Origin of the sequence: Pseudomonas sp. CFII68, from assembly GCF_000416195.1 — a bacterium.
GTDB classification, from domain to species: Bacteria; Pseudomonadota; Gammaproteobacteria; order Pseudomonadales; family Pseudomonadaceae; genus Aquipseudomonas; species Aquipseudomonas kilonensis.
The window spans coordinates 53,139-72,463 of the sequence record NZ_ATLN01000085.1 but is presented as its reverse complement, the minus strand read 5'-3'; the positions used below and the strand labels follow the sequence as shown (position 1 = coordinate 72,463).

The following is a 19,325-nucleotide window of genomic DNA, read 5'->3' as shown; positions in this document are numbered from 1 at the left end:
TTTGGCATCCTACAGGTCGCCATCCATCACCTTTCGATAGAACAACCACTCATGCTCCAGCGCATGGGCCTGGTTCGCGGCCTTGCGAAAACCATGGCGCTCATCGGGATAGTAGTGCGCCTCGACCGCCACGCCGTTGGCCTGTAAAGCACTGACCATGTCGCGGGTTTGCTGCGGTACGACCACCACGTCCAGTTCACCCTGGAAAAAGATCACCGGCACATGGATGTTCCCGGCGTGCAGCAGTGGGGTGCGGGCGTGGTAGCGTTCGACGTCCTCTTGCGGATCGCCGATCAGCCAGTCCAGATAATCACCTTCGAACTTGTGCGTAGCACGGGCCAGGGCGACAGGATCGCTCACGCCATAGAGGCTGGCGCCGGCACGGAATACATCATGGAATGCCAAGGCGCAGAGGGTCGTGTAGCCACCGGCACTGCCTCCGCGAATGAACGCACGTCGGCCATCGACCAGGCCTTGTTCGTCCAGATACGCGACCACCGCGCAGGCGTCCTCGACATCCACCACGCCCCAATTCAGATGCAACGCCTGTCGATAGGCCCGGCCATAGCCGCTGCTGCCGCGGTAGTTGAGATCGGCGACGGCAAAGCCACGTTGGGTCCAATACTGGATACGCGGGTCGAACAAGGGATAACAGGCCGAGGTGGGGCCGCCGTGAATGAACACCACCAAGGGCGGCTTTGCGGGTGCGTTCATGGCCGGGTAAAAGAACCCGTGGGCCTCGCCTGACGCGGATGGATAGCGCAGGGTGCGAGGACGGCTGATCTGTTCGACGGGCAAGGGCGTGACGCCGCCGGCCAGCACGGCCACTTCGTGGCTATGCCGCTCAATGGTAATGACCGCCGATGGGCGGGTCGGCGAGGCTGCAACGGCGTAGATGAACCGCTCATCCAGCGCCAGGCTGCGAAAGCGGGTGTAGGTGCCGGTGAAGTCCTCATCGGCATCGTCACCGTGACACAGGCCCAGGCGCCCGAAACCCGCTTCGGTCCAACTGGCCAGGTACGTGTGTTCGCCCAGCGGCAGCCAGGTGCAGCCACCCAGTTGCCACGGCGCTGGGGCGTGATCGGCTTGGGCGGCAGGCAGCGGTTCCAGGCCCTGGGCCGACTCCAGCCAAGGCTGCCAATAACCACCGCGATCAGTCAGGCAATAAAGACGACTGGTCGCATCGAAGCGCGGTTGCTGGATGGACTCTTCTTCACCGTTGCCCGCGACACAGCGTGGCGCACCCCAACCCGTAGCGTTGCGCTCGGCCAGCATCAAGCGCGTGGCGGTCCAGGGTTGATGCGGACGGCTCCACTCTATCCAGGCGAGCCGCTGGCCGTCCGGGCTCACGGTGGGTGACGCGTAGAAATCTGCACCTTCGGCCAGCAGATGCCGCTGATGATCCACCAGCCCGATCGACACCAGGCGATGCTGGTTGGCCTGTTCTTCCACCGCCAATACCTGGCCGTCGGCGAAGCTCAGATCCCCATAACGGCAGTCACCCGAGGTCAGCGCTACGGGGCGTTCGTCGTTCAGGGATTGGTGGTACAGCTGCTGGTCAGCCTCATTGACGAACAGCACACCGTCATGGCTCAGGCAGAATGATCCACCGCCGTATTCATAGACTCGGCTGCGCGCGCTGAACCCGTCCGGTGTCAGGCAGCGGGGCATGGCGTCTTGCCAATGCCAGATCCGGCAGGCGCCGTCTGCGGGGCGGTATTCATTCCAGAACAGGCCCAAAGGCCCGAGCTGCAGTTCGGCGAAGTCGGTGCCGGCGGCAACGGCCTGGGCGGCGCTGAAAGGCTCAGCTTTTGGTGATGAGGCGCGAGTTTCGTTCATTGCGAAAGGCCAATTGTTCAATGGTTTGCGTGGCGTGCTCGGCGTCTTCACGTGCCTTGAGAATCACCCCGTGGTGTTCGGACTTGCTGCACACAGGGTCGGCGTTGCTGGCGTCGCCTGTGAGCATGAACGCCTGGCAGCGGCAGCCGCCGAAGTCCTTTTCTTTTTCATCGCAGGAGCGACACGGTTCGGGCATCCAGTCATAACCGCGGAAGCGGTTGAAGCCGAACGAGTCGTACCAGATGTGCTGCATGCTGTGGTCGCGCACGTTGGGAAACTGCACCGGCAGCTGGCGGGCACCGTGACAGGGCAATGCCGTGCCGTCCGGCGTGACGGTGAGGAAAATGCTGCCCCAGCCGTTCATGCAGCCCTTGGGGCGTTCTTCGTAGTAGTCCGGCGTGACGAAGATCAGCTTGCACGGGTTGCCTTGCGCTTCCAGCTTGGCGCGGTATTCGTTGGTGACACGCTCGGCGCGTACCAGTTGCTCCCGGGTGGGCAGCAGGCCGACGCGGTTGAGCTGCGCCCAGCCGTAGAACTGGCACGTGGCGAGTTCTACGAAGTCGGCTTCCAGGGCGATGCACAGCTCGATGATGCGATCGATCTTGTCGATGTTGTGCCGATGGGTCACGAAGTTCAGCACCATCGGATAACCGTGGGCCTTTACCGCTCGGGCCATTTCGAGTTTTTGCGCGAAGGCTTTCTTCGAACCGGCCAGGAGGTTGTTCACCTGCTCGTCGCTGGCCTGGAAACTGATCTGGATATGGTCGAGGCCGGCCTTCTTGAAGTCGCTGATTTTCTGCTCGGTCAAGCCGATGCCGGAGGTGATCAGGTTGGTATAGAAACCCAGCCTGCGTGCCTCGCCGATCAACTCGGCCAGGTCCTGGCGCACCAACGGCTCGCCGCCGGAAAAACCCAGCTGCGCAGCGCCCATCTCGCGGGCTTCGCGAAAGACCTTGAGCCATTGCTCGGTGCTCAGCTCCTTGCCTTGCTCGGCAAAGTCCAGCGGGTTGGAGCAGTACGGGCATTGCAGCGGGCAACGATAGGTCAGCTCCGCCAGCAACCACAGCGGCAAGCCGACTTCAGGCTTGGGCGGCAGACCGGTGTTCTCAGGCAAGTTCGATCCAGTGCTGTGCACGGGCGACCTCCATGAATTGCTCGATGTCGTCACCGAGTTCCGGCACGCCGGGAAACTGCTTCGCCAACTCGTCGATGATGGCCGCGACATCCCGTTCACCATCGATCAGGCCACCGATCAGCGCAGCGCTGTCATTCAGCTTGATCATGCCTTCAGGATAGAGCAGCACGTGGCCTTTCTGGGCCGGTTCGTACTGGAAGCGATAGCCGGGGCGCCAGCGCGGGGTTTTGCTGCGGTCGAAACTCATAAGGTGATCCCTTTGTGCCACACCCGTTGCCCGGTCACGCTGTGGTAGGGCGGGCGGTTCAATTCATAGGCCATGCTCATGGCGTCGAGCATGCTCCAGAGGATGTCCAGTTTGAACTGGAGAATCTCCAGCATGCGTTCCTGCCCTGCGCGGGTGGTGTAGTGCTGCAAGGTGATCGCCAGGCCATGTTCCACATCACGCCGGGCCTGGCCCAGGCGGGTGCGGAAGTACTCATAGCCGGTCGGGTCGATCCAGGGGTAGTGCTGGGGCCAACTGTCCAGGCGCGACTGGTGGATCTGCGGGGCGAACAGTTCGGTCAGCGAGCTGCTGGCGGCTTCCTGCCAGCAGGCCCGGCGGGCGAAGTTGACATAGGCATCCACGGCGAAACGCACCCCGGGCAGCACCAGCTCCTGGGAGCGCAGTTGATCGGGGTCCAGGCCCACCGCCTGGCCCAGCCGCAGCCAGGCTTCGATGCCGCCGTCTTCGCCGGGAGCGCCGTCGTGGTCGAGCAGGCGCTGAATCCACTCGCGGCGGATCTCCCGGTCCGGGCAGTTGGCCAGGATCGCGGCGTCCTTGAGCGGGATATTCACCTGGTAGTAAAAACGGTTCGCGACCCAGCCCTGGATCTGCTCGCGAGTCGCGCGGCCTTCATACATCGCCACGTGATACGGGTGATGGATGTGGTAATACGCGCCCTTGGCACGCAGGGCGGCTTCGAACTCGGCGGGGGACAGGGGGGTGTCAGTCATTTGGGGCTCCGGGGAATAACCGCTGGCGGTTGGGGGGCTGGGCTGGCCTCTTCGCGAGCAAGCCCGCTCCCACATTGGTTTTGCGGTGCATAAAATATCAAGTGCTACTCGGCCTCTGTGGGAGCGGGCTTGCTCGCGAAGGCGTCCTATCAGCCAGCACAAGCGTTGACTGGCACACCGCAAGCTCACCCCACATTGGTTCCGCCCTTCTTACAACTCAATACTCATTCCGTCGTAGGCCACTTCAATCTTTCTACGTACAAGTTCAGCCCGCTCGGGCGAGTCTTCGTCCAGGATCGGGTTGGTGTTGTTGATATGGATAAGGACTTTGCGCGGCCCAGGTACTTGTTCCAGTACTTCGAGCATACCACCGGGGCCATTCTGGGCCAGGTGGCCCATTTCCCGGCCAGTGCGGGTGCCGACGCCACGGCGCTGCATTTCATCGTCGTCCCACATCGTACCGTCCACCAGCAGACAATCGCTGCCGGCCATGATCGCCAGCAACGACTCGTCGACCTTGCCCAGGCCCGGGGCATAGAACAGCTTGCCACCCGTGCGCAGGTCTTCGACGATCAACCCGATGTTGTCGCCCGGGTGCGGGTCGAAGCGATGCGGTGAATAGGGCGGTGCGGCGCTGCGCAGGGGCAGTGGGGTGAAGCGCAGGTTCGGGCAGGCGGCGATGGTGAAGCTCTGGTCGAGTTCGATGCGATTCCAACTCAACCCGCCGTTCCAGTGGGTCAGCATGTTGAACAGCGGAAAGCCGGTGCTCAGGTCTTCATGGACCATGTCGGTGCACCAGACTTGATGCGGGCAACCTTCACGCAGGCTGAGCAGGCCGGTGGTGTGGTCGATCTGGCTGTCCATCAGGATGATCGCGCCAATGCCGGTGTCGCGCAGGGCCCGGCCCGGCTGCATTGGGGCAAACGCCTGGAGCTGGGCGCGAATGTCCGGAGAGGCGTTGCACAGCACCCAGTTCACACCGTCATCGGACAGGGCGATGGACGATTGGGTGCGCGCCTGGGCCCGCAGGCTGCCATCGCGAAAACCTGCGCAATTGGCGCAGTTGCAGTTCCACTGGGGGAAACCGCCACCGGCGGCAGAACCTAGAATCTGGACGAACATGGCTGCTCCATCTGCAAACCGAAATAAAAACGCCTCGGCTGGCCGAGGCGTAGTGCTGCGTGCTTAACCGCCTGCAGCATTCAACGGCTGGCGAAGTACATGGTGACTTCGAAACCGATACGCAGGTCGATATATGCGGGTTTGGACCAGGACATGGGAATACTCCTTTGGTTGGGATGCTTTCGTTAGATAGAACGGTTGAGACCTATACATATAGTCCACCTCCGTTCGGAGATGTTCAGATGCTTAGACGCCTATGTTACTAAATCTGACATATTCGTTCGCCGCGATTCTCGAAGAAAGCTCATTACGGCCCCTGCAATGATCACTGCGCCGCTTGCCAGCGCTCTCCCGGGCAGGCTCCGTTGCTCAGGCAATACCATCCTCCTTCAGCCTTGATCAGACGTTGGGCGGCCATTTGTAGCTGCTTGCGATCCAGATACACGATGGCAGCGGACAGTTGCTCAAGATAATCCGACGGGCGGGCGGCCAACTTGGCCTGCCAGAGCAGTTCGGCGGCCTGGGCGCAGGGCAGGGTGGTGTCCTGGAGTTGGGCGGCAAGCGCCTGCTGCTGGCCGGTCAGGGATGAGTCATCGAGCTGCTCGATCAGCGCCGGTAGCCCAGCCAGGAATTGTTCGATGTGGGCGCTCAGTTGCGTTGCCGAAAGGCTGGGCGATTGGACGCCGAACAACACCCCGGTTTGCCCGTCGATCTGCTTCAACCCACTGAACACCGCATAACCCAACTGCAACTCGACGCGCAGGCGCTGGTAGAACGGCGTCTGGCACAGCTGTGCCAGCAACCGCCAGGCGGCTTCGTCGGCCAGCGTCGGGGTGGCTGTCGGGCAAAACAGCAACACGGCCGGTTCTTCGCCGTGAGTCTGGAGCCTATGCCAGAGGCGTTGCCCACGAGGTGCCGGCGCCAGGCTGGCTTTATCGCCGGCAATGCCCGGCACTCGAGCCAACGCAGGGCCCAACGCCCCTTGAGTGGCCGTCGACAGGCCGATGGACAGCCCGTCCCATCGGGCCGTTGTCCACACGCTTTGGTCGCTGTCGGGCATTGGCAACGCTGGTGCTTGGCGGTTGTGGCGGCAGTGATCTGGCAGCGCCTTCAACAGATGCCGAATCGGCATCGGCAGGGTTTCGTGACCGGCTTGGGCCATTGGCAGCGGTTGTGCAAGCTTCGTCAGAACGTGTTCGAGCACCAACGGTATCGGCGCTTGTAAGCCAACCAGTTTCAGCAGCCATTGATGACCGGAGGGCTCGAAGCTGACGTCCACGCCGGCCTGGCGAGCATCCTCTCGCAGATCCTGCAGGTGCCGGTCGAGCCTGGATTGAAAGTCCAGCGGTGCCTGGGTCGTCAGTTGCCAGCGCAGGTACACCGCGCCTTCACGACCGTTGTCTGGCAGCGCCTGGCTGAACTGCATGGGCGAGCGTTCCCGGCGACCCCGGGAGCGGTCCTGGGCGAAGGTTCGCAAGCCGCGGTGGGCGCTGGTCTGGCCGCGTATCAGCCCGGCGCGGGGCGCTTCGCTTGGCGTTTGCAGGAACGGATTGGGCGCGGGCAGTTGCCATTGCCCCGCGACGTTATCGGCCGGGTGCAGTTGCCTGAGGATTTCCCTGAGCCTGACGAGGTCGTTTGCCAACAGCGGCCCGTCACGTCCTTCACCGTCCCAGCGGGCCACCTGCAAGGCCGATCCTGTCTCTTGCCGGCGCTGCAACAGTGCGGTGAACTCCTCGCGCAACGGCGCCCAGTCGTCCTGGGCGGCAAAGAACCCCAGCCAGTCGTGCAGCAACGGCTGGATCTGCGCCGCTGTCTGGGCGTTGGCGTGCTTGAGTTCGATGTGCAGCAGCGCCTGCCCGGCAAACTCATACAGCGCGGTGGCCTTGAGGCTGTCAGCCAGGCCGCGCTGACGCAACGTGGCGAGCAAGCCGCCCGGTTTGCTGGAGTTCAGCCACGTACACAGAAAGTCCAGGGCTTGAGGCGAGGCGGCGGGCAAGTCTTCGAAGGCGAACAGCCGATCAAGGCAACCCTCGCGGGGCTGTTGATAACTCGTCTGGGACGATGCCATCAAACTTGGTGGTGCCGGCCTGGCAAGCGCTTCGCCGGCCGGTATGTGGCTGTCGAACTGTTCAGCCAGCGCTTTCAAGGCGTCGATGCTCTGCGGGCCGACCAGGCTCAGGGTCATCTGGCCGCTCTGGTAAAAGCGGCGATAGAAGTCGTGCAATGCGCTTTGGAATTCGGCTTGCGTCACCACCAGGCTATCGCGATTGCCGGCATGAAAACCCCGCAGTGGATGGGTCGCCGACAGGCCGTCATGCAAGGCAAGCTGTCGCTGGGCTGCAGCATCCTGGGACCAGGCGATGAACTCGGCGTGCAGCACTTCCCGTTCGCGCAACTGATCGGCCTCATCCAGGCGTGGGTGAGCGAGCATGTCCCCCAGTCGTTCCAGTCCGTCGGCGAAGGTTGCAGGTGGCAATTCGAAGAAAAAATCCGTGGTGCGTTCGCTGGTGCGCGCATTGACCTGGCCGCCATGGCGCTGCACGTAGGCCATCAGGTTCTCCCCCGCGGGAAAACGCGCGGTGCCGAGGAAGAACAGATGTTCGAGCAAGTGCGCCAATCCCGGCCAGGCCAGGGGCGCGTCATGGCTGCCAGCCGCGACTCGCAGTACTGCAGCGCTGCGCTTGAGGCCTGGGACGTGACGCAATGTCACCCGCAAGCCGTTGGCCAGGGTTTCAGTGTGGGGGCGGAGGGAGTCGGGGGCCGGCATGAGCGCTTCCAGAACTAAGATGCGCTCATGCTAGCGGATTAGGCTGCGTTCTCAATCCTCAATCAGTGTTTGTGCAGGTCGTCGTAAAGCTCAGGGCGGCGATCGTGCAGGTAGTTGTAGGCCGCGCGGGAGTCTTCCATCAGTTGTCGATCCAGTTCTCCGACGATCAAGGCCTCATCCAGCCCTGCAAGCGCCGGGCGGCTGCCATTCGGGGCGGCGATGCTGCTTTGGCCGCAATACTGCAATTCTCCTTCGTGGCCGCAGTAGTTGGCGTACGCCACGAAACACTGGTTCTCGATGGCCCGGGCCCGCACGGTGACGTCGGCGATGAACTCGTAGGGTTGCATGTTGGCGGTTGGCACCAGGATCAGCTCGGCGCCGGCCAGGGCCAGGCGTCGGGCATTTTCCGGAAACTCCAGGTCGTAGCAGATCAGGAGGCCGAGCTTCCAGCCGTTGAGCTCGACGATAGGCAGCGCTGAGTCGCCAGCGCTGAACATGGCGTGATCAAGGTCACCGAACAAGTGGCTCTTGCGGTAGTTGGCCAGGCGCTCACCCTGGGCGTCGATCAGTTGCACGGCGTTGTAGATCTGCCCGTCTTCGCCGCGCTCAGGGTAGCCATAGACAATCGCCAGGCCGGCGGCCTTGGCAATGCGGGCGATCTGTTGCGCCCACTCGCCGTTGTAGACCTCGGCCAATACATTCACCGCGTCGACGCCGATGTTGTAGCCGGTCATGAACATCTCCGGCAGCACCAGCACATCGGCGCCCCTGGCCTCCAGCGCCACCTGGTGCAGGCGTTGCAGGTTGCCGGCCGGATCCAGTGGCAGCGGCGGGCATTGGTAGAGGGCTACACGCATCAATAACTCCTTTTATTCGGGCAGGGCGATCGGACCGATCTCATGGAACACATCACCTGGACCCGGGTTCTCGGCGTGAGTTTCACCGCCGAAGTGCTTCATGATTCCCCACACGGCATTGAGTGAGGTCTGTACCGCGCCTTCGACCCAGGCCGGTGTCCATGAGACGTCATCGCCGGCGATAAAGATCCCGCGTTGTTCGGCCGGCATGTCGTCCTGCATGAAATGCGCATACATGCGCTGGTTGTAGCGATAGTGGCCGGGCAGGGCGCCCTTGAACGCGCCGAGGAAATGAGGGTCGGCTTCCCAGGACACGGTGATCGGATCGCCGATGATCCGGGCGGCGATGTCCACCTTGGGATAGATTTTCTTCAGGGCATCGAGGGCCAGCTTCACGCGTTTTTCCACCGGGTGCGGAAGCATTTTCAGCGCGTCGCTCATCCAGGAATACGACAGGCAAATCACCCCTGGCTTGTCGTCCCCGTTGTCGAACAAATAGGTGCCACGGGTCAGACGATCGGTCAGGGTCATGCTCATCAGGTCGCGGCCGGTCTCCGGGTCCTTGTCCTTCCAGAATGGCCGGTCGACCATCACGAAGGTCTTCGACGATTGCATGTAGCGGGTGCGGTCCAGGGCCATCCACATTTTTTGCGAGAACAGCGCTTCTTCACATTCGATCTGGGTGGTCAGCAGCCAGCTCTGGCAGGTGACCAGCACCGCGGCGTACTCGCGGGTGTTGTCCCAGACGTCGGTCACGCTGAACCGGCCATCGGCCGCGCGGGCGATGCGCTTCACGCCGCTGCGTGGGGCGCCCAGGTGCAACGAATTCAGGCTGGTCCCTTGCGGCCAGTGCACGCAGCGTTCCGGCACGTGATTCCAGATGCCGTGGGGCACCTGCTCGACGCCGCCGACCACCAGGTGCTGGTGGTCGTCGCAGTTGGTCATCACGACACGGAAGATTTCCAGCATCGAATTGGGGAAGTCCGAATCCCAGCCGCCGGTGCCGAAACCGACCTGGCCGAACACTTCGCGGTGCTGGAAAGAGAGCTTGGCGAAGGCCTTGGAAGTGGCGACGAAGTCGTAGAAGGTGCGGTCGTCCCACAGTGGCACCAGGGTGTTCCACAGCTCCTTGAGGCGTGGCACGTCGCGGTCGCGGATCGCCTGCTGGATGTCGCCGAAGCGCGAGCCATCCTCCAGTGCATCGGCCCAGGCATCGGCAACTTCCTGGAACAGTGCGGGAAGGTCGGCCAGTTTCTGTGCGTAGTAGGTCTGGCCTTCCAGGTCGATGACCGTGCTGCCGGACGCTGGGGTTAGCGGGTTGGGGAAAGGTTTGGTCTCCAGGCCCAGCTTGTCGACGTAATGGTAGAACGCGGTGGAGGACACCGGAAAACGCATGCCGCCCAGCTCGGCGATCACCCCTTCGGCGCCGTTGAACGCTTGTGAACGCAGGCGCCCACCCATCTTCGACGCCTCGTAGACGACGGGCTTGAGACCCAGCTTCATCAGCTCGTACGCCGCCACCAGACCGGCGATTCCGGCCCCGACAATCGCCACTTCGGTACCGTGGTTGTGGGCGGGAATGCTGCCCAGGCCAACCGGATGTTCGATCCACTCGTCAAAGGCGAAAGGAAAGTCCGGCCCGAAAATGGTGATGGGCTTCTTACCGTCTGCTGGGTGGCGATTGTTCTTGTTCATGGCTGACCTTGGTGGGCGACTCGACGCAGTGTTCGCGTCTGAGTATAGGAAAGATGCCAGCCATTCTAGGGAGGGTGGAACACGTTAATAAGACACAATATGTCGTCGTTTTGAGCGCATATCAGTCATCTTGATCTATTCATAAAGCATAATGACGAAACCAGTCCCCTGTGGGAGCGAGCTTGCTCGCGATAGCGGTATGTCAGTCCATGACGGTGTTGACTGGATTGACGCCATCGCGAGCAAGCTCGCTCCCACAGAAACGCTCCCTGACAATTGTCTGCGCGATCAACAGCAACAGATACCTGCCGAAACTCCTATGGTTATTCCCTTGAGGTTATATATCCTGGGTGGCATATTTGTATGAAATGGGACGTTGAATACACTGACGAATTTGGGTTGTGGTGGGACCGTCTCAGTGAGTCAGAGCAAGACTCGGTACAGGTCTCGGTGATGCTGCTCGGCGATACCGGGCCGTATCTGGGCTTTCCTCACACCAGTGATATCAAAGGTTCGCGTCATGGCAACCTTCGTGAGTTACGGGTGCAACATGCAGGTAGGCCTTATCGTGTGCTCTATGCGTTTGATCCACGACGCTGCGCCATCCTGCTGATCGGGGGAGACAAAACCGGCCAGGACCGGTGGTATCAGCAATATGTGCCTTTGGCCGAACGCCTCTATGACGAGCATTTGGAAGTATTGAAGAGAGAGGGCTTTGACCATGGCTAAGAATTTTTCCGATTTGATGGCGCGTCGTTCGCCTGACTCCCAGGCTCGTGCACAGGCTCTGTATCAGCAGTTGCGTGCAGAAATGCCGTTGCACGAGTTGCGTCAGGCGCAGGAGTTGAGCCAGGAGGCCTTGGCCAAGGCACTGCATATCAACCAGGCGGCAGTCTCGAAAATGGAGCGCCGTACGGACATGTACATCAGCACATTGCGCAACTACATCCGGGCCATGGGGGGGGAATTGGAGATTATCGCGACCTTTCCGGAGGGGCAGGTCAGGATCGAAAATTTCTCTCATCCAACACCGTAACTTGCGTTGTTCCCTGGGGGAGCGAGCTTGCTCGCGATAGCGGTATGTCAATCCATGGCGGTGTTGACTGGATTGACGCCATCGCGAGCAAGCTCGCTCCCACAGGTTAAGTGACGCAGGGTTTAGACTGGCTGGCCTCGATCGATCTTGCTGCTGAGGATGATCGAGGTGGTGGTCTTTTCCACGCCGTCCACGCTGCCGATCTGGTCCAGCAACTGGTCCAGCTGTTCCGGCGAGTCCGTGCGCAACCAGGCGACATAGTCGAACTCACCGCTGACCGCGCACAGCTGCTGTACCTGGGCCATGGCGCTCAGGCGCCGCAGCACGTCCTTGCCGGAACGCGGCTGGACCTTGATGCCGACGTAAGCCTGCAAGCCACCGTCAATCACCCGTTGTCCCAGGCGCACGCCATATCCGGTAATCACCTTGGTCTTTTCCAGGCGCGCCAGCCGCGAGGTCACGGTCGTGCGGGCGATACCCAGTTGCCGGGCGAGCATGGCGACGCTTTCCCGGGCGTTGATTTGCAGCGCCGCGATCAGCTGACGGTCGATTTCGTCGAGGACGGGAGGGCGGGTGTCAGTCAAAGTGGGCTCCGGCGCAGGCATTCGATGGCGAGCATGTTACAGGCTCTCACGTGCGAAATAGCCAACGGCAGGCAAAGCCAGTGCGCGCCAGGCGGGGGCCAGGTGTACCTGTGAAGCCCTGAACCAGAAACCGTCCTGGCGAACCAGCTGTTCGGTGGGCAACTGCAACAACAGATCCAGTGAGAACGACTGCACTGAACCCGGGTCGTCATCGTCTTGCGCTTCCCAATCGTGCTCGAAACACCGTACATGCAGCTGTTCGTCGTCGAAGCTTTCAAACAGCGGCCGGTTGCCGAGCCACTGCGGATGCACCCGCAATGTGTGTTCCTGGACATCCAGGAGCAGCAATTGCCAGCCTCGATAACTTCCACACTGTTCTGTCACATCGGTCGCCATGCAGGTCAGGGCCAGATAGCGGCTATCCGTCGACCAGATCATCGACGGTGCCAGGTCGACCAACGCGCAGCCTGAGGCTGTCAGCAGATGGCCTCCGAGCCGGGGCGTCTGCGCACGCACCCAACTGTCGGCATATTCCGTTTCGCTGCCGAACAGCCAGGCGGCATCCTGATGGTCGGGGGCGGGCTGGATGAAGTCTCCGTCAGCGTTGGCCACTTGCGGACGATCCACCAGGCGCCAGGGGGCGACGCTGTGCAGTTGTGAGTTTGTCACCTGCAGGTCCACGGTGTTGTAGAACAGCCGGGATTGCTCGCTGTGATGAAAGAACGAAGGATCGCTGCCGATCGGCGGCGCCGGGATGTTGAAGCGTTGAAGCGCGCGGCTGTCCAGGTCGTGGTCAAGACGACCGGCCACCACGGCCAGACTCAGGCGGCCATCCCGAAAATCGAGTATTCGTTCCACCCACATGGAGGGGCCTTCCAGCAGGCGTCGATCCTGCACATCTGCAATGACCGCATGGGTGGCCACTGTCGTTGAGTCTGCAAAGGGCAGCAGTGCCAGGTAGCGCCCGCAGTCAGAGGCGCGATGATCCAGCAACCAACTGCCTGGCAAGTGCCAATCACCAATCTGGCAGCGATAACCGCCAAGCCCCTCGCGATTGTCGCAAAGCCAGATGAGCTGAGCGCATGCGCCACCCAGCAGCGGCTGCGTCTCGATGTACGAGTCACCTCGCACTCCCGGACTGTCCAGCGGCATCACAATGGCCGTGCGGGTCAGTTTGAACTCAGCAACCTGTACGCGACCCTGGGCGTCATGACCGGCCTGGGTTTCGGTATCGCTGTGGATGCTGTCCAGACGGTAACCATACCGGCCGGAACCCGGTCGCGGATAGTCGAGGTACGCGCCGATATGCACATGGTGCGCGTCGAGGCTCAGCAACTCATGCCAGTAGAAGGACGGTTCAGCAGCACTCTTCACCCACGGCGAGGGCAGGGCGCGCCAGCCTTTGTCGAGCTGCCACAACCAATACTGGTCGCCATCTGCTTGAGGATCCCGCGCCTGGGCCAGGCACACCAGGGCGCGTTGATCGGTGCTCCACACCAGTGGCGCATCGGCCGCCATCAGCAGGCCAGACGGTTGTCCGTTGATGCTGACGGTGTAGCGCGGTGAACGCAGCGGTTCCAGTGGCTGGTCCAGATCACGGAACGTCGAAGGCAATGAAATGTTGCCTTGCAGGCATTGCAGGCCGTCGGCGGAACGTCGTTCGAACGTGTGCAGGACATGCTCCGGGTGCCAGTCGGGTTCCAGCCAGAGATCGGCGACAGGCACCAGATTGGAAACGCTGGCGGTTTTTAACAGCTCATCGAGCCGGGTTTCGCGAACGCTGTTATCCACCAGTGGGCTATGGCGTCCATTCAACAGGTCGAGGTCAAAAGCGTCCAGCTCCCAGAGCTCGCTGTCGGCGCAGCGGTACAGCTGGCGTTGCTGACGGTCGAGGACCACCAGTCCCCATGCTTGCCGGGACGGTACCGGTGCCGCGAAATAGCGCCCGTCGCTGGAGAACACGGCCGAAGAGCCCAGGCCTTGCAGGAGCACGCCGTCGGGGAACAGATAGTCGCAATAAGTCGGGCCGCCCATGGCGATTTCGCCGTGGTTGAACGCCCGGATCGGCTCGCCTTCAGGGGTCAGCAGCGGTTCGTTTCCGCCCCAGGCACTCGGCCCTTTGCTGGAAGTGGGTGTCAACCCAAGGCGCCTCTCCCAGCTACTGACGCAGGCGAGCCCGACCATGATGCCGACGATCGCTACCAAGATGCCCCACCACTCAGGCAACGCCCGGCCCAGGCTGAAACCCAGGCCAAACACAGCGCCGACCGTCAGCCGGGCAATGCCTCGGCCCATCGCCAAAAAGCCCAGGCGAGCGGCCAGGCCCATCAGCAGCCCAAGGAACACCACCGCCAGCAAAGCCAATGGGGGTGGCAGCACGGTGACGAAAAAGGCCGGCACCAGCAGGATGCCGAGTTGCCAGAACAGTTCAAGAAACAGTCGGGGGAGGCTGGGGCTGGCGATGATGGGCGTCTCGGTGAGGGAGGGGGATTTTTATTGTAATGGAGCGAAAGAGGCTAACGGGAGAACTGATCCTCTGTGTGACACAACGGTTTTGATTTTTCGGCAAGTTAGGTATACGTTACATCCAAAGTGACTTGTTGCGTATACAGAACATGGACTATGCCCTTATCACAACACGTCTTGGCGAACAGGTCCGGCAGCGCCGCCTGAATCGCGGTCTGACCCAAGCCGATCTCGCTGCTTTGGCGGGTATCACCCGGCAGAAGATCATCGCCATTGAAAAGGGTGACCTGTCGGTGGGCATGCTCGCCTACGCGCGAATTCTGGGGGCTCTGGATTGTGAATTCGCCGTGGTGCCAGCTGCAATGCCCACGCTTGACGAAATCCAGGGAGTGTTCGACTGATGACGACCTTACTACAGGTTGCGACGCCTGAAGGCGACAGCGGGAAAATGATTCATGGCAGTGGTGGAGACCACTGTTGATCGACTGTTGTCCCATATGATTTTGGGTCAGAGACGGCACCGAGAAATCGTGCCAGGGCTTCAGTCCCCCTCCGTGAACCGCCGCCGCGTCAGAAAAAGCACCACGCCCAGCGGCACGGCCAGCAGTGCTAGCAGCTCCAGGTCAAAGCCCAGCACCTGCTGCTCACCAACCTTGAAGATGCTGACCAAGCCCGTTGCCAGCAGCGCCAAACCCAGCCACTTGCGCAGCGAGTATGGTTTCAGAAACTGAACGAGGATCGCGCCCAGCACCAGAAGGACGACAGTTTGCATGATGTAGGGCATGTGCAGTTCCTCAGACCTTGATGACCAGCGTCGATAGGTCTAAGCGACTGTATCTGTGGTGGTCCATCCAGAAACACGAAAGCCGCGCAATGCGCGGCTTTTTGTATGGTGGGCCCACACGGACTCGAACCGTGGACCAAAGGATTATGAGTCCTCTGCTCTAACCAACTGAGCTATAGGCCCTCAGTAGGCCGCGGATTATAGCGACGGTTTCTCGGCTGTGCTATCCGAAAAATCCGATACGGTCACACGAAGAAACGTTGCGGCAAATTCGTCGGCGCCCAGGGGCAGGCTGACGATGTAGCCCTGGATCTGTTCGCAACCTTCTTCGGTCAGGAATTGCTGCTGGGCCAGGGTTTCGACGCCCTCGGCGATGATGGTGAATTGCATGCTGCGGCCCAGCGCGATGATTGCCCTCACGATGGCCGCGTCGTGGGGGTCGTCGGGCAGGCCGCGGACGAAGGATTGGTCGATCTTGAGGATATCCAGCGGCAGGCGCTTGAGGTAACTCAGGGAGGAATAGCCCGTGCCGAAGTCGTCGATGGCCAGTTGCACGCCGAGGTTTTTCAACTGGTGCAGCACCGTCAGGGCCTCTTCGGCCTGGCTCATGATGAAATTTTCGGTAATTTCCAGTTGCAATAAGTCGGGCTGGAGCTGGTGTTCGCGCAGCAGTTGCTCGATACGCCCCAGCAGGTTGGGTTGGCGCAGTTGGGCGCCGGCCAGGTTGACCGAGAGGGGGCCGAGGCTTTCATAGGTGCTGTTCCATTCGCACAGTTGCCGGCAGGCGCGTTCCAGTACCCAGTCGCCTATTTGCAGGATCATGCCGTTTTCTTCCGCCAACGGGATGAAGTGTTCGGGCGGGACGTCGCCAAATGTCGGGTGATACCAGCGAATCAGCGCCTCGGCGCCCACCAGGCGGTTGTCGGCGAGGCTGATTTTCGGTTGGAAGGACAGTGACAGTTCGTTGCGCTCGATCGCTCGTCGCAGCTCGTGTTCCAAGGCCACGCGCTCGCTGGCCTGGGCGGTGAGGTCACAGGTGTATTTCTCCACCCGGTTGCGGCCCTTGGCCTTGGAGCGGTACATCGCCGCGTCAGCGTTCTTGACCAGCGTGGCGACGTCGCAGCCATCCTGTGGGTAGAGGCTGGTACCGATGCTGGCACTGATGAAGAACTCGTGCTCGCCGGCCTGGAATGGCGCGGCAAAGCAGTTCAGCAGTTTCTGGGCGATGTGCTCGGCATCGCTGGGCTGTTGCAGGCCCGGCAGCAGGATAATGAACTCGTCGCCGCCCAGGCGTGCCACGGTGTCGATGTCGCGCAACTGTTCGCGCAAGCGTACGGCAATGCCCTTGAGCAACAGATCGCCGACCGGGTGCCCGAGGCTGTCATTGATGTGCTTGAAGCGGTCCAGGTCCAGGAACAGCACGGCACCCTGGCCACCGTTTTCCTGCTGGCCATTGAGGGCTGCCAGCAAGCGGCTTTCGAACAGTGTGCGATTCGGCAGGCCCGTCAGCGGGTCGTGGTGGGCCTGGTAATCGAGGCGGGCCTGAGCGTGTTTGAGGCTGGAGATATCGGCGAAGACCGCGACGAAATGGGTGATCTGTCGATCCCGATTGCGCACCGCGCTGATGGTCAGCCAGCTAGGGTAGAGCTCGCCGTTCTTGCGCCGATTGGAGATCTCTCCCTGCCAGTGGCCCTCCGCCGTCAACTGGTGCCACATCGCGGCGTAAAACGCACTGTCATGCAGGCCTGAAGCCAACAACCGAGGTGTATGGCCCAAGGCTTCGGTTTCGCTGTAGCCGGTGATTTCGGTGAAGGCTCGGTTCACTGCGCTGATGTGCTGTTGCGTATCGGTGATCAGCACGCCTTCGGCAGTGCTTTCGAACACGGTGGCGGCCTGTTGCAGTTTCTCCTGCATGAGGTGGCGTTCGGTGATGTCCCGGGCGATGGTCAGCATGCAGTCTTCGTTGCCGATGGGCAGCGGGCGGCTGGAGACTTCGCACAGCCGGATCTGCCCGTCGTTGCGACGGATATGGCAGCTGAAATCCCTGACGAAGCCGTCCCGCTTCAGCAGGTCGAGCATCTGCTTTCGCTCGTTGAGGTTGACCCAGATGCCCAGGTCCAAGGTGGAGCGGTCCACCGACAGGGCGCTGTTGAAGCCGGTAATGCGGCTGAAGCCTTCGTTGACTTCGATCAGCAGGCCGTCGCTTTGCCGGGACAGCAGCAGGCCATCGGGCGAGGCGTGGAACGCCTTGGCAAACTTCTCTTCGGATGTCTGCAATTGCTGCTGGGTTTCCTTGAGTTGACTGATGTCCCGTACCACCACGACCAGGGCTGGCGTCGTGTCGAGGTCGAAGGGCTCGGCGGAGATCAGCCCGGTGAACACCTGGCCATTGCTACGGCGGAAGGGCATTTCCAGGTTGCGAATGCTGCCGGCCTGCAAGCGCTGCAACAGGCCCGGCCCCACGCCCTGGATGCCCCAGATATCCAGTTCGGTTGCGCTGTGTCCCACCACCTCGGCGGCACTCAAACCGATCTGTTCTTCGAAGGCCTTGTTAACTTCCAGCAGGCAACCGTCCAATAACCGTGCAATCACCAGGATGTCCGGGCACTGGCGGAATACCGAGGCAAATTTCTGCTCCGAAAGGCGCAGCGCTTCCTCGGTGCGCTTGGCTTCACTGATATCGATCATCAGCCCGCGCATCACTGGTTCGTGCCCGTGCTCGATCAGGCTGACAATATCGCGCACCCACAGGCAGCGGCCATCGGCGGTGATCACGCGATAATCGACGCAGTAGTCGCGACCTGCCAGCACTTCATGATCGCAGTAGGTCTGGGCGCGGATCAGGTCGGCCGGATGAATGATGTTGCGCCAGAAACCTGGGACCAGCCAATGGGAGAGGGGATAGCCCAACAGGTCTTCGGCGTGGGGCGACACGTAGCTGTAGGTGAAATCGCTGACCCTTGCCTCCCAGGCAATGGCCGACAGGCTCTCCACTAGCCCACGGTAATGGTATTCACTGCTGCGCAGCTCCTGCTCAAGCTCGACCCGTCGGGAGATTTCCGAGCTGAGTCGGCGGTTGATACGAATCACCACCGCCAGTATGCCGACCATCAGCAGCAGCGCAGGCAGGCCGTAAAACAGTAAGTCTGACCAGAGCTGGCGATAGTCGTGCACATTGCCGACCCACTTCTGCTGGATCTCGGCGACCTCGGCCGGGCTCATGTCTGCCAGGACTTTGTCCAGGATGCCCACCAATATCTTGTTGTCTCGAGGGACGGCCATTGCCAACTGATAGCGATAAGGCGTTTCCCCGCTGACATAAAGGCCTTCGAGCTTGAGTTGGCGCAGGCTCCAGACGCTGGAAGCCAGATCGCCCACCACCGCGTCCACTTCATCGGTTGCCAGTGCTTGCAGGGCTGAACTGACGTTGGGCAGCGCCACGAGGTTCAGGTCGGGATGGTGGTTGCGCAGCAATTCATGGGGGGCATAGTTCTCCACCACGGCGATTTTCAGCCCGTACAGTTCCTTGAGGTTGTGCGGCTGGGCGCCACCGCGATGGGCCAGGATGACAATGGGGAAATCCAGGTAAGGCCGGGTAAACGCCAGGTAATTCTGACGCTCCGGTGTGGACATGATGCCCGGCAAAAGGTCGATTTTGCCCTGTGCGACCTGCTCGAGCACGGCGGTCCAACTGACCGGCTCGATGGGGGTGAGCTTGATGGCCAGCCGTTCACGAATGACGTCGACGTAGTCGGCGGCCAGGCCCTGATAGCGGCCCTGGTCATCGCGAAACTCAAACGGCGGCCATGAGGCATCGACACCCAGGCGCAGGTCGGGGTGGTTCTTGAGCCAGCGGAGCTCCTCGTCGGTGAGCGTCAACGCGCCAGCTGTTGCGGTCCAGGTCATCAATGACAGCAAAAGCGCGGCCGTCAGTCTGGGCATCACTGTCTCGTCATGGCTTGGGGAGGATGATTCGAGTGTAGACGGGCAACAGGGTGGTGGGGTGTAACGAGGGGGATTTTATCTGTGCATAACAAAACCCCC

General features: G+C 61.5%; 16 protein-coding genes and 1 tRNA gene. 3 read left to right on the top strand and 14 right to left on the bottom strand.

The window, feature by feature from the left end; all coding sequences use genetic code 11:
* Positions 1-9: 9 nt before the first annotated feature.
* From CFII68_RS13400 to CFII68_RS13435, 9 genes are all read right to left on the bottom strand, one after another.
* Entirely contained in the window at positions 10-1,839 is a 1,830-nt protein-coding gene (locus tag CFII68_RS13400) for a S9 family peptidase (RefSeq protein ID WP_018607361.1), read from the bottom strand.
* Positions 1,805-2,974: a pyrroloquinoline quinone biosynthesis protein PqqE gene (gene pqqE, locus CFII68_RS13405; protein WP_033062648.1), complete on the bottom strand. Its 1,170-nt coding sequence runs from the start codon at positions 2,972-2,974 to the stop codon at positions 1,805-1,807. Before pqqE ends, CFII68_RS13400 begins: the two co-directional genes overlap by 35 nt.
* Positions 2,946-3,221: a pyrroloquinoline quinone biosynthesis peptide chaperone PqqD gene (gene pqqD, locus CFII68_RS13410; protein WP_018607357.1), complete on the bottom strand. Its 276-nt coding sequence runs from the start codon at positions 3,219-3,221 to the stop codon at positions 2,946-2,948. The genes pqqE and pqqD overlap by 29 nt, the downstream gene beginning before the upstream one ends.
* Positions 3,218-3,970, bottom strand: coding sequence for a pyrroloquinoline-quinone synthase PqqC (gene pqqC, locus CFII68_RS13415; protein ID WP_014340538.1), 753 nt, complete (start codon positions 3,968-3,970; stop codon positions 3,218-3,220). Before pqqC ends, pqqD begins: the two co-directional genes overlap by 4 nt.
* A gap of 210 nt (positions 3,971-4,180) precedes the next feature.
* Positions 4,181-5,092 (bottom strand): pyrroloquinoline quinone biosynthesis protein PqqB, encoded by a 912-nt coding sequence (gene pqqB, locus CFII68_RS13420; RefSeq protein WP_018607354.1) that lies wholly within the window; start codon positions 5,090-5,092, stop codon positions 4,181-4,183.
* 80 nt (positions 5,093-5,172) lie between these two features.
* Positions 5,173-5,247, bottom strand: coding sequence for a pyrroloquinoline quinone precursor peptide PqqA (gene pqqA, locus CFII68_RS26800; RefSeq protein WP_003177660.1), 75 nt, complete (start codon positions 5,245-5,247; stop codon positions 5,173-5,175).
* A 170-nt stretch (positions 5,248-5,417) separates the two neighbouring features.
* Complete coding sequence (gene pqqF / locus CFII68_RS13425; RefSeq protein ID WP_018607352.1) at positions 5,418-7,859, bottom strand: pyrroloquinoline quinone biosynthesis protein PqqF; 2,442 nt, start codon at positions 7,857-7,859, stop codon at positions 5,418-5,420.
* 62 nt (positions 7,860-7,921) lie between these two features.
* Positions 7,922-8,716 carry a carbon-nitrogen hydrolase family protein gene (locus tag CFII68_RS13430; protein WP_018607349.1) on the bottom strand — a complete coding sequence of 265 codons (795 nt, stop codon included), beginning with the start codon at positions 8,714-8,716 and terminating at the stop codon, positions 7,922-7,924.
* Positions 8,717-8,728: 12 nt separating this feature from the next.
* The gene (locus tag CFII68_RS13435) at positions 8,729-10,411 is read right to left on the bottom strand and encodes an NAD(P)/FAD-dependent oxidoreductase (RefSeq protein WP_018607347.1); all 1,683 of its coding nucleotides are present in this window, start codon (positions 10,409-10,411) and stop codon (positions 8,729-8,731) included.
* A gap of 363 nt (positions 10,412-10,774) precedes the next feature.
* Here CFII68_RS13435 and CFII68_RS13440 point away from each other — a divergent pair, with 363 nt between their 5' ends.
* Positions 10,775-11,140 (top strand): type II toxin-antitoxin system RelE/ParE family toxin, encoded by a 366-nt coding sequence (locus CFII68_RS13440; protein ID WP_018607346.1) that lies wholly within the window; start codon positions 10,775-10,777, stop codon positions 11,138-11,140.
* The gene (locus CFII68_RS13445) at positions 11,133-11,447 is read left to right on the top strand and encodes an XRE family transcriptional regulator (RefSeq protein WP_018607344.1); all 315 of its coding nucleotides are present in this window, start codon (positions 11,133-11,135) and stop codon (positions 11,445-11,447) included. The genes CFII68_RS13440 and CFII68_RS13445 overlap by 8 nt, the downstream gene beginning before the upstream one ends.
* Before the next feature lie 122 nt (positions 11,448-11,569).
* Here CFII68_RS13445 and CFII68_RS13450 read toward each other — a convergent pair whose 3' ends face one another.
* Complete coding sequence (locus CFII68_RS13450) at positions 11,570-12,031, bottom strand: Lrp/AsnC family transcriptional regulator (protein ID WP_018607342.1); 462 nt, start codon at positions 12,029-12,031, stop codon at positions 11,570-11,572.
* A gap of 36 nt (positions 12,032-12,067) precedes the next feature.
* Positions 12,068-14,431, bottom strand: a complete 2,364-nt coding sequence (locus CFII68_RS13455; RefSeq protein WP_018607340.1) for a hypothetical protein — start codon at positions 14,429-14,431, stop codon at positions 12,068-12,070.
* 215 nt (positions 14,432-14,646) lie between these two features.
* Here CFII68_RS13455 and CFII68_RS13460 point away from each other — a divergent pair, with 215 nt between their 5' ends.
* A complete protein-coding gene (locus tag CFII68_RS13460; protein WP_018607338.1) occupies positions 14,647-14,898 on the top strand; it encodes a helix-turn-helix transcriptional regulator in 252 nt (83 codons plus the stop codon).
* 140 nt (positions 14,899-15,038) lie between these two features.
* Here the strand turns inward: CFII68_RS13460 and CFII68_RS13465 are convergent, their stop codons facing one another.
* The 3 genes from CFII68_RS13465 to CFII68_RS13475 form a co-directional block, all read right to left on the bottom strand.
* The gene (locus tag CFII68_RS13465; protein WP_018607336.1) at positions 15,039-15,281 is read right to left on the bottom strand and encodes a hypothetical protein; all 243 of its coding nucleotides are present in this window, start codon (positions 15,279-15,281) and stop codon (positions 15,039-15,041) included.
* A gap of 106 nt (positions 15,282-15,387) precedes the next feature.
* Positions 15,388-15,464 (bottom strand) — tRNA-Ile (locus CFII68_RS13470).
* A gap of 15 nt (positions 15,465-15,479) precedes the next feature.
* Positions 15,480-19,223 carry a bifunctional diguanylate cyclase/phosphodiesterase gene (locus tag CFII68_RS13475; RefSeq protein ID WP_018607335.1) on the bottom strand — a complete coding sequence of 1,248 codons (3,744 nt, stop codon included), beginning with the start codon at positions 19,221-19,223 and terminating at the stop codon, positions 15,480-15,482.
* Between the last annotated feature and the right edge of the window lie 102 nt (positions 19,224-19,325).

Coding starts and splice junctions, on each gene's coding strand:
- CFII68_RS13400 (WP_018607361.1), bottom strand. CDS start 1,839: ATGAACGAAACTCGCGCCTCATCACCAAAAGCTGAGCCTTTCAGCGCC.
- pqqD (WP_018607357.1), bottom strand. CDS start 3,221: ATGAGTTTCGACCGCAGCAAAACCCCGCGCTGGCGCCCCGGCTATCGC.
- pqqC (WP_014340538.1), bottom strand. CDS start 3,970: ATGACTGACACCCCCCTGTCCCCCGCCGAGTTCGAAGCCGCCCTGCGT.
- pqqB (WP_018607354.1), bottom strand. CDS start 5,092: ATGTTCGTCCAGATTCTAGGTTCTGCCGCCGGTGGCGGTTTCCCCCAG.
- pqqF (WP_018607352.1), bottom strand. CDS start 7,859: ATGCCGGCCCCCGACTCCCTCCGCCCCCACACTGAAACCCTGGCCAAC.
- CFII68_RS13430 (WP_018607349.1), bottom strand. CDS start 8,716: ATGCGTGTAGCCCTCTACCAATGCCCGCCGCTGCCACTGGATCCGGCC.
- CFII68_RS13435 (WP_018607347.1), bottom strand. CDS start 10,411: ATGAACAAGAACAATCGCCACCCAGCAGACGGTAAGAAGCCCATCACC.
- CFII68_RS13440 (WP_018607346.1), top strand. CDS start 10,775: ATGAAATGGGACGTTGAATACACTGACGAATTTGGGTTGTGGTGGGAC.
- CFII68_RS13445 (WP_018607344.1), top strand. CDS start 11,133: ATGGCTAAGAATTTTTCCGATTTGATGGCGCGTCGTTCGCCTGACTCC.
- CFII68_RS13460 (WP_018607338.1), top strand. CDS start 14,647: ATGGACTATGCCCTTATCACAACACGTCTTGGCGAACAGGTCCGGCAG.
- CFII68_RS13465 (WP_018607336.1), bottom strand. CDS start 15,281: ATGCCCTACATCATGCAAACTGTCGTCCTTCTGGTGCTGGGCGCGATC.
- CFII68_RS13475 (WP_018607335.1), bottom strand. CDS start 19,223: ATGCCCAGACTGACGGCCGCGCTTTTGCTGTCATTGATGACCTGGACC.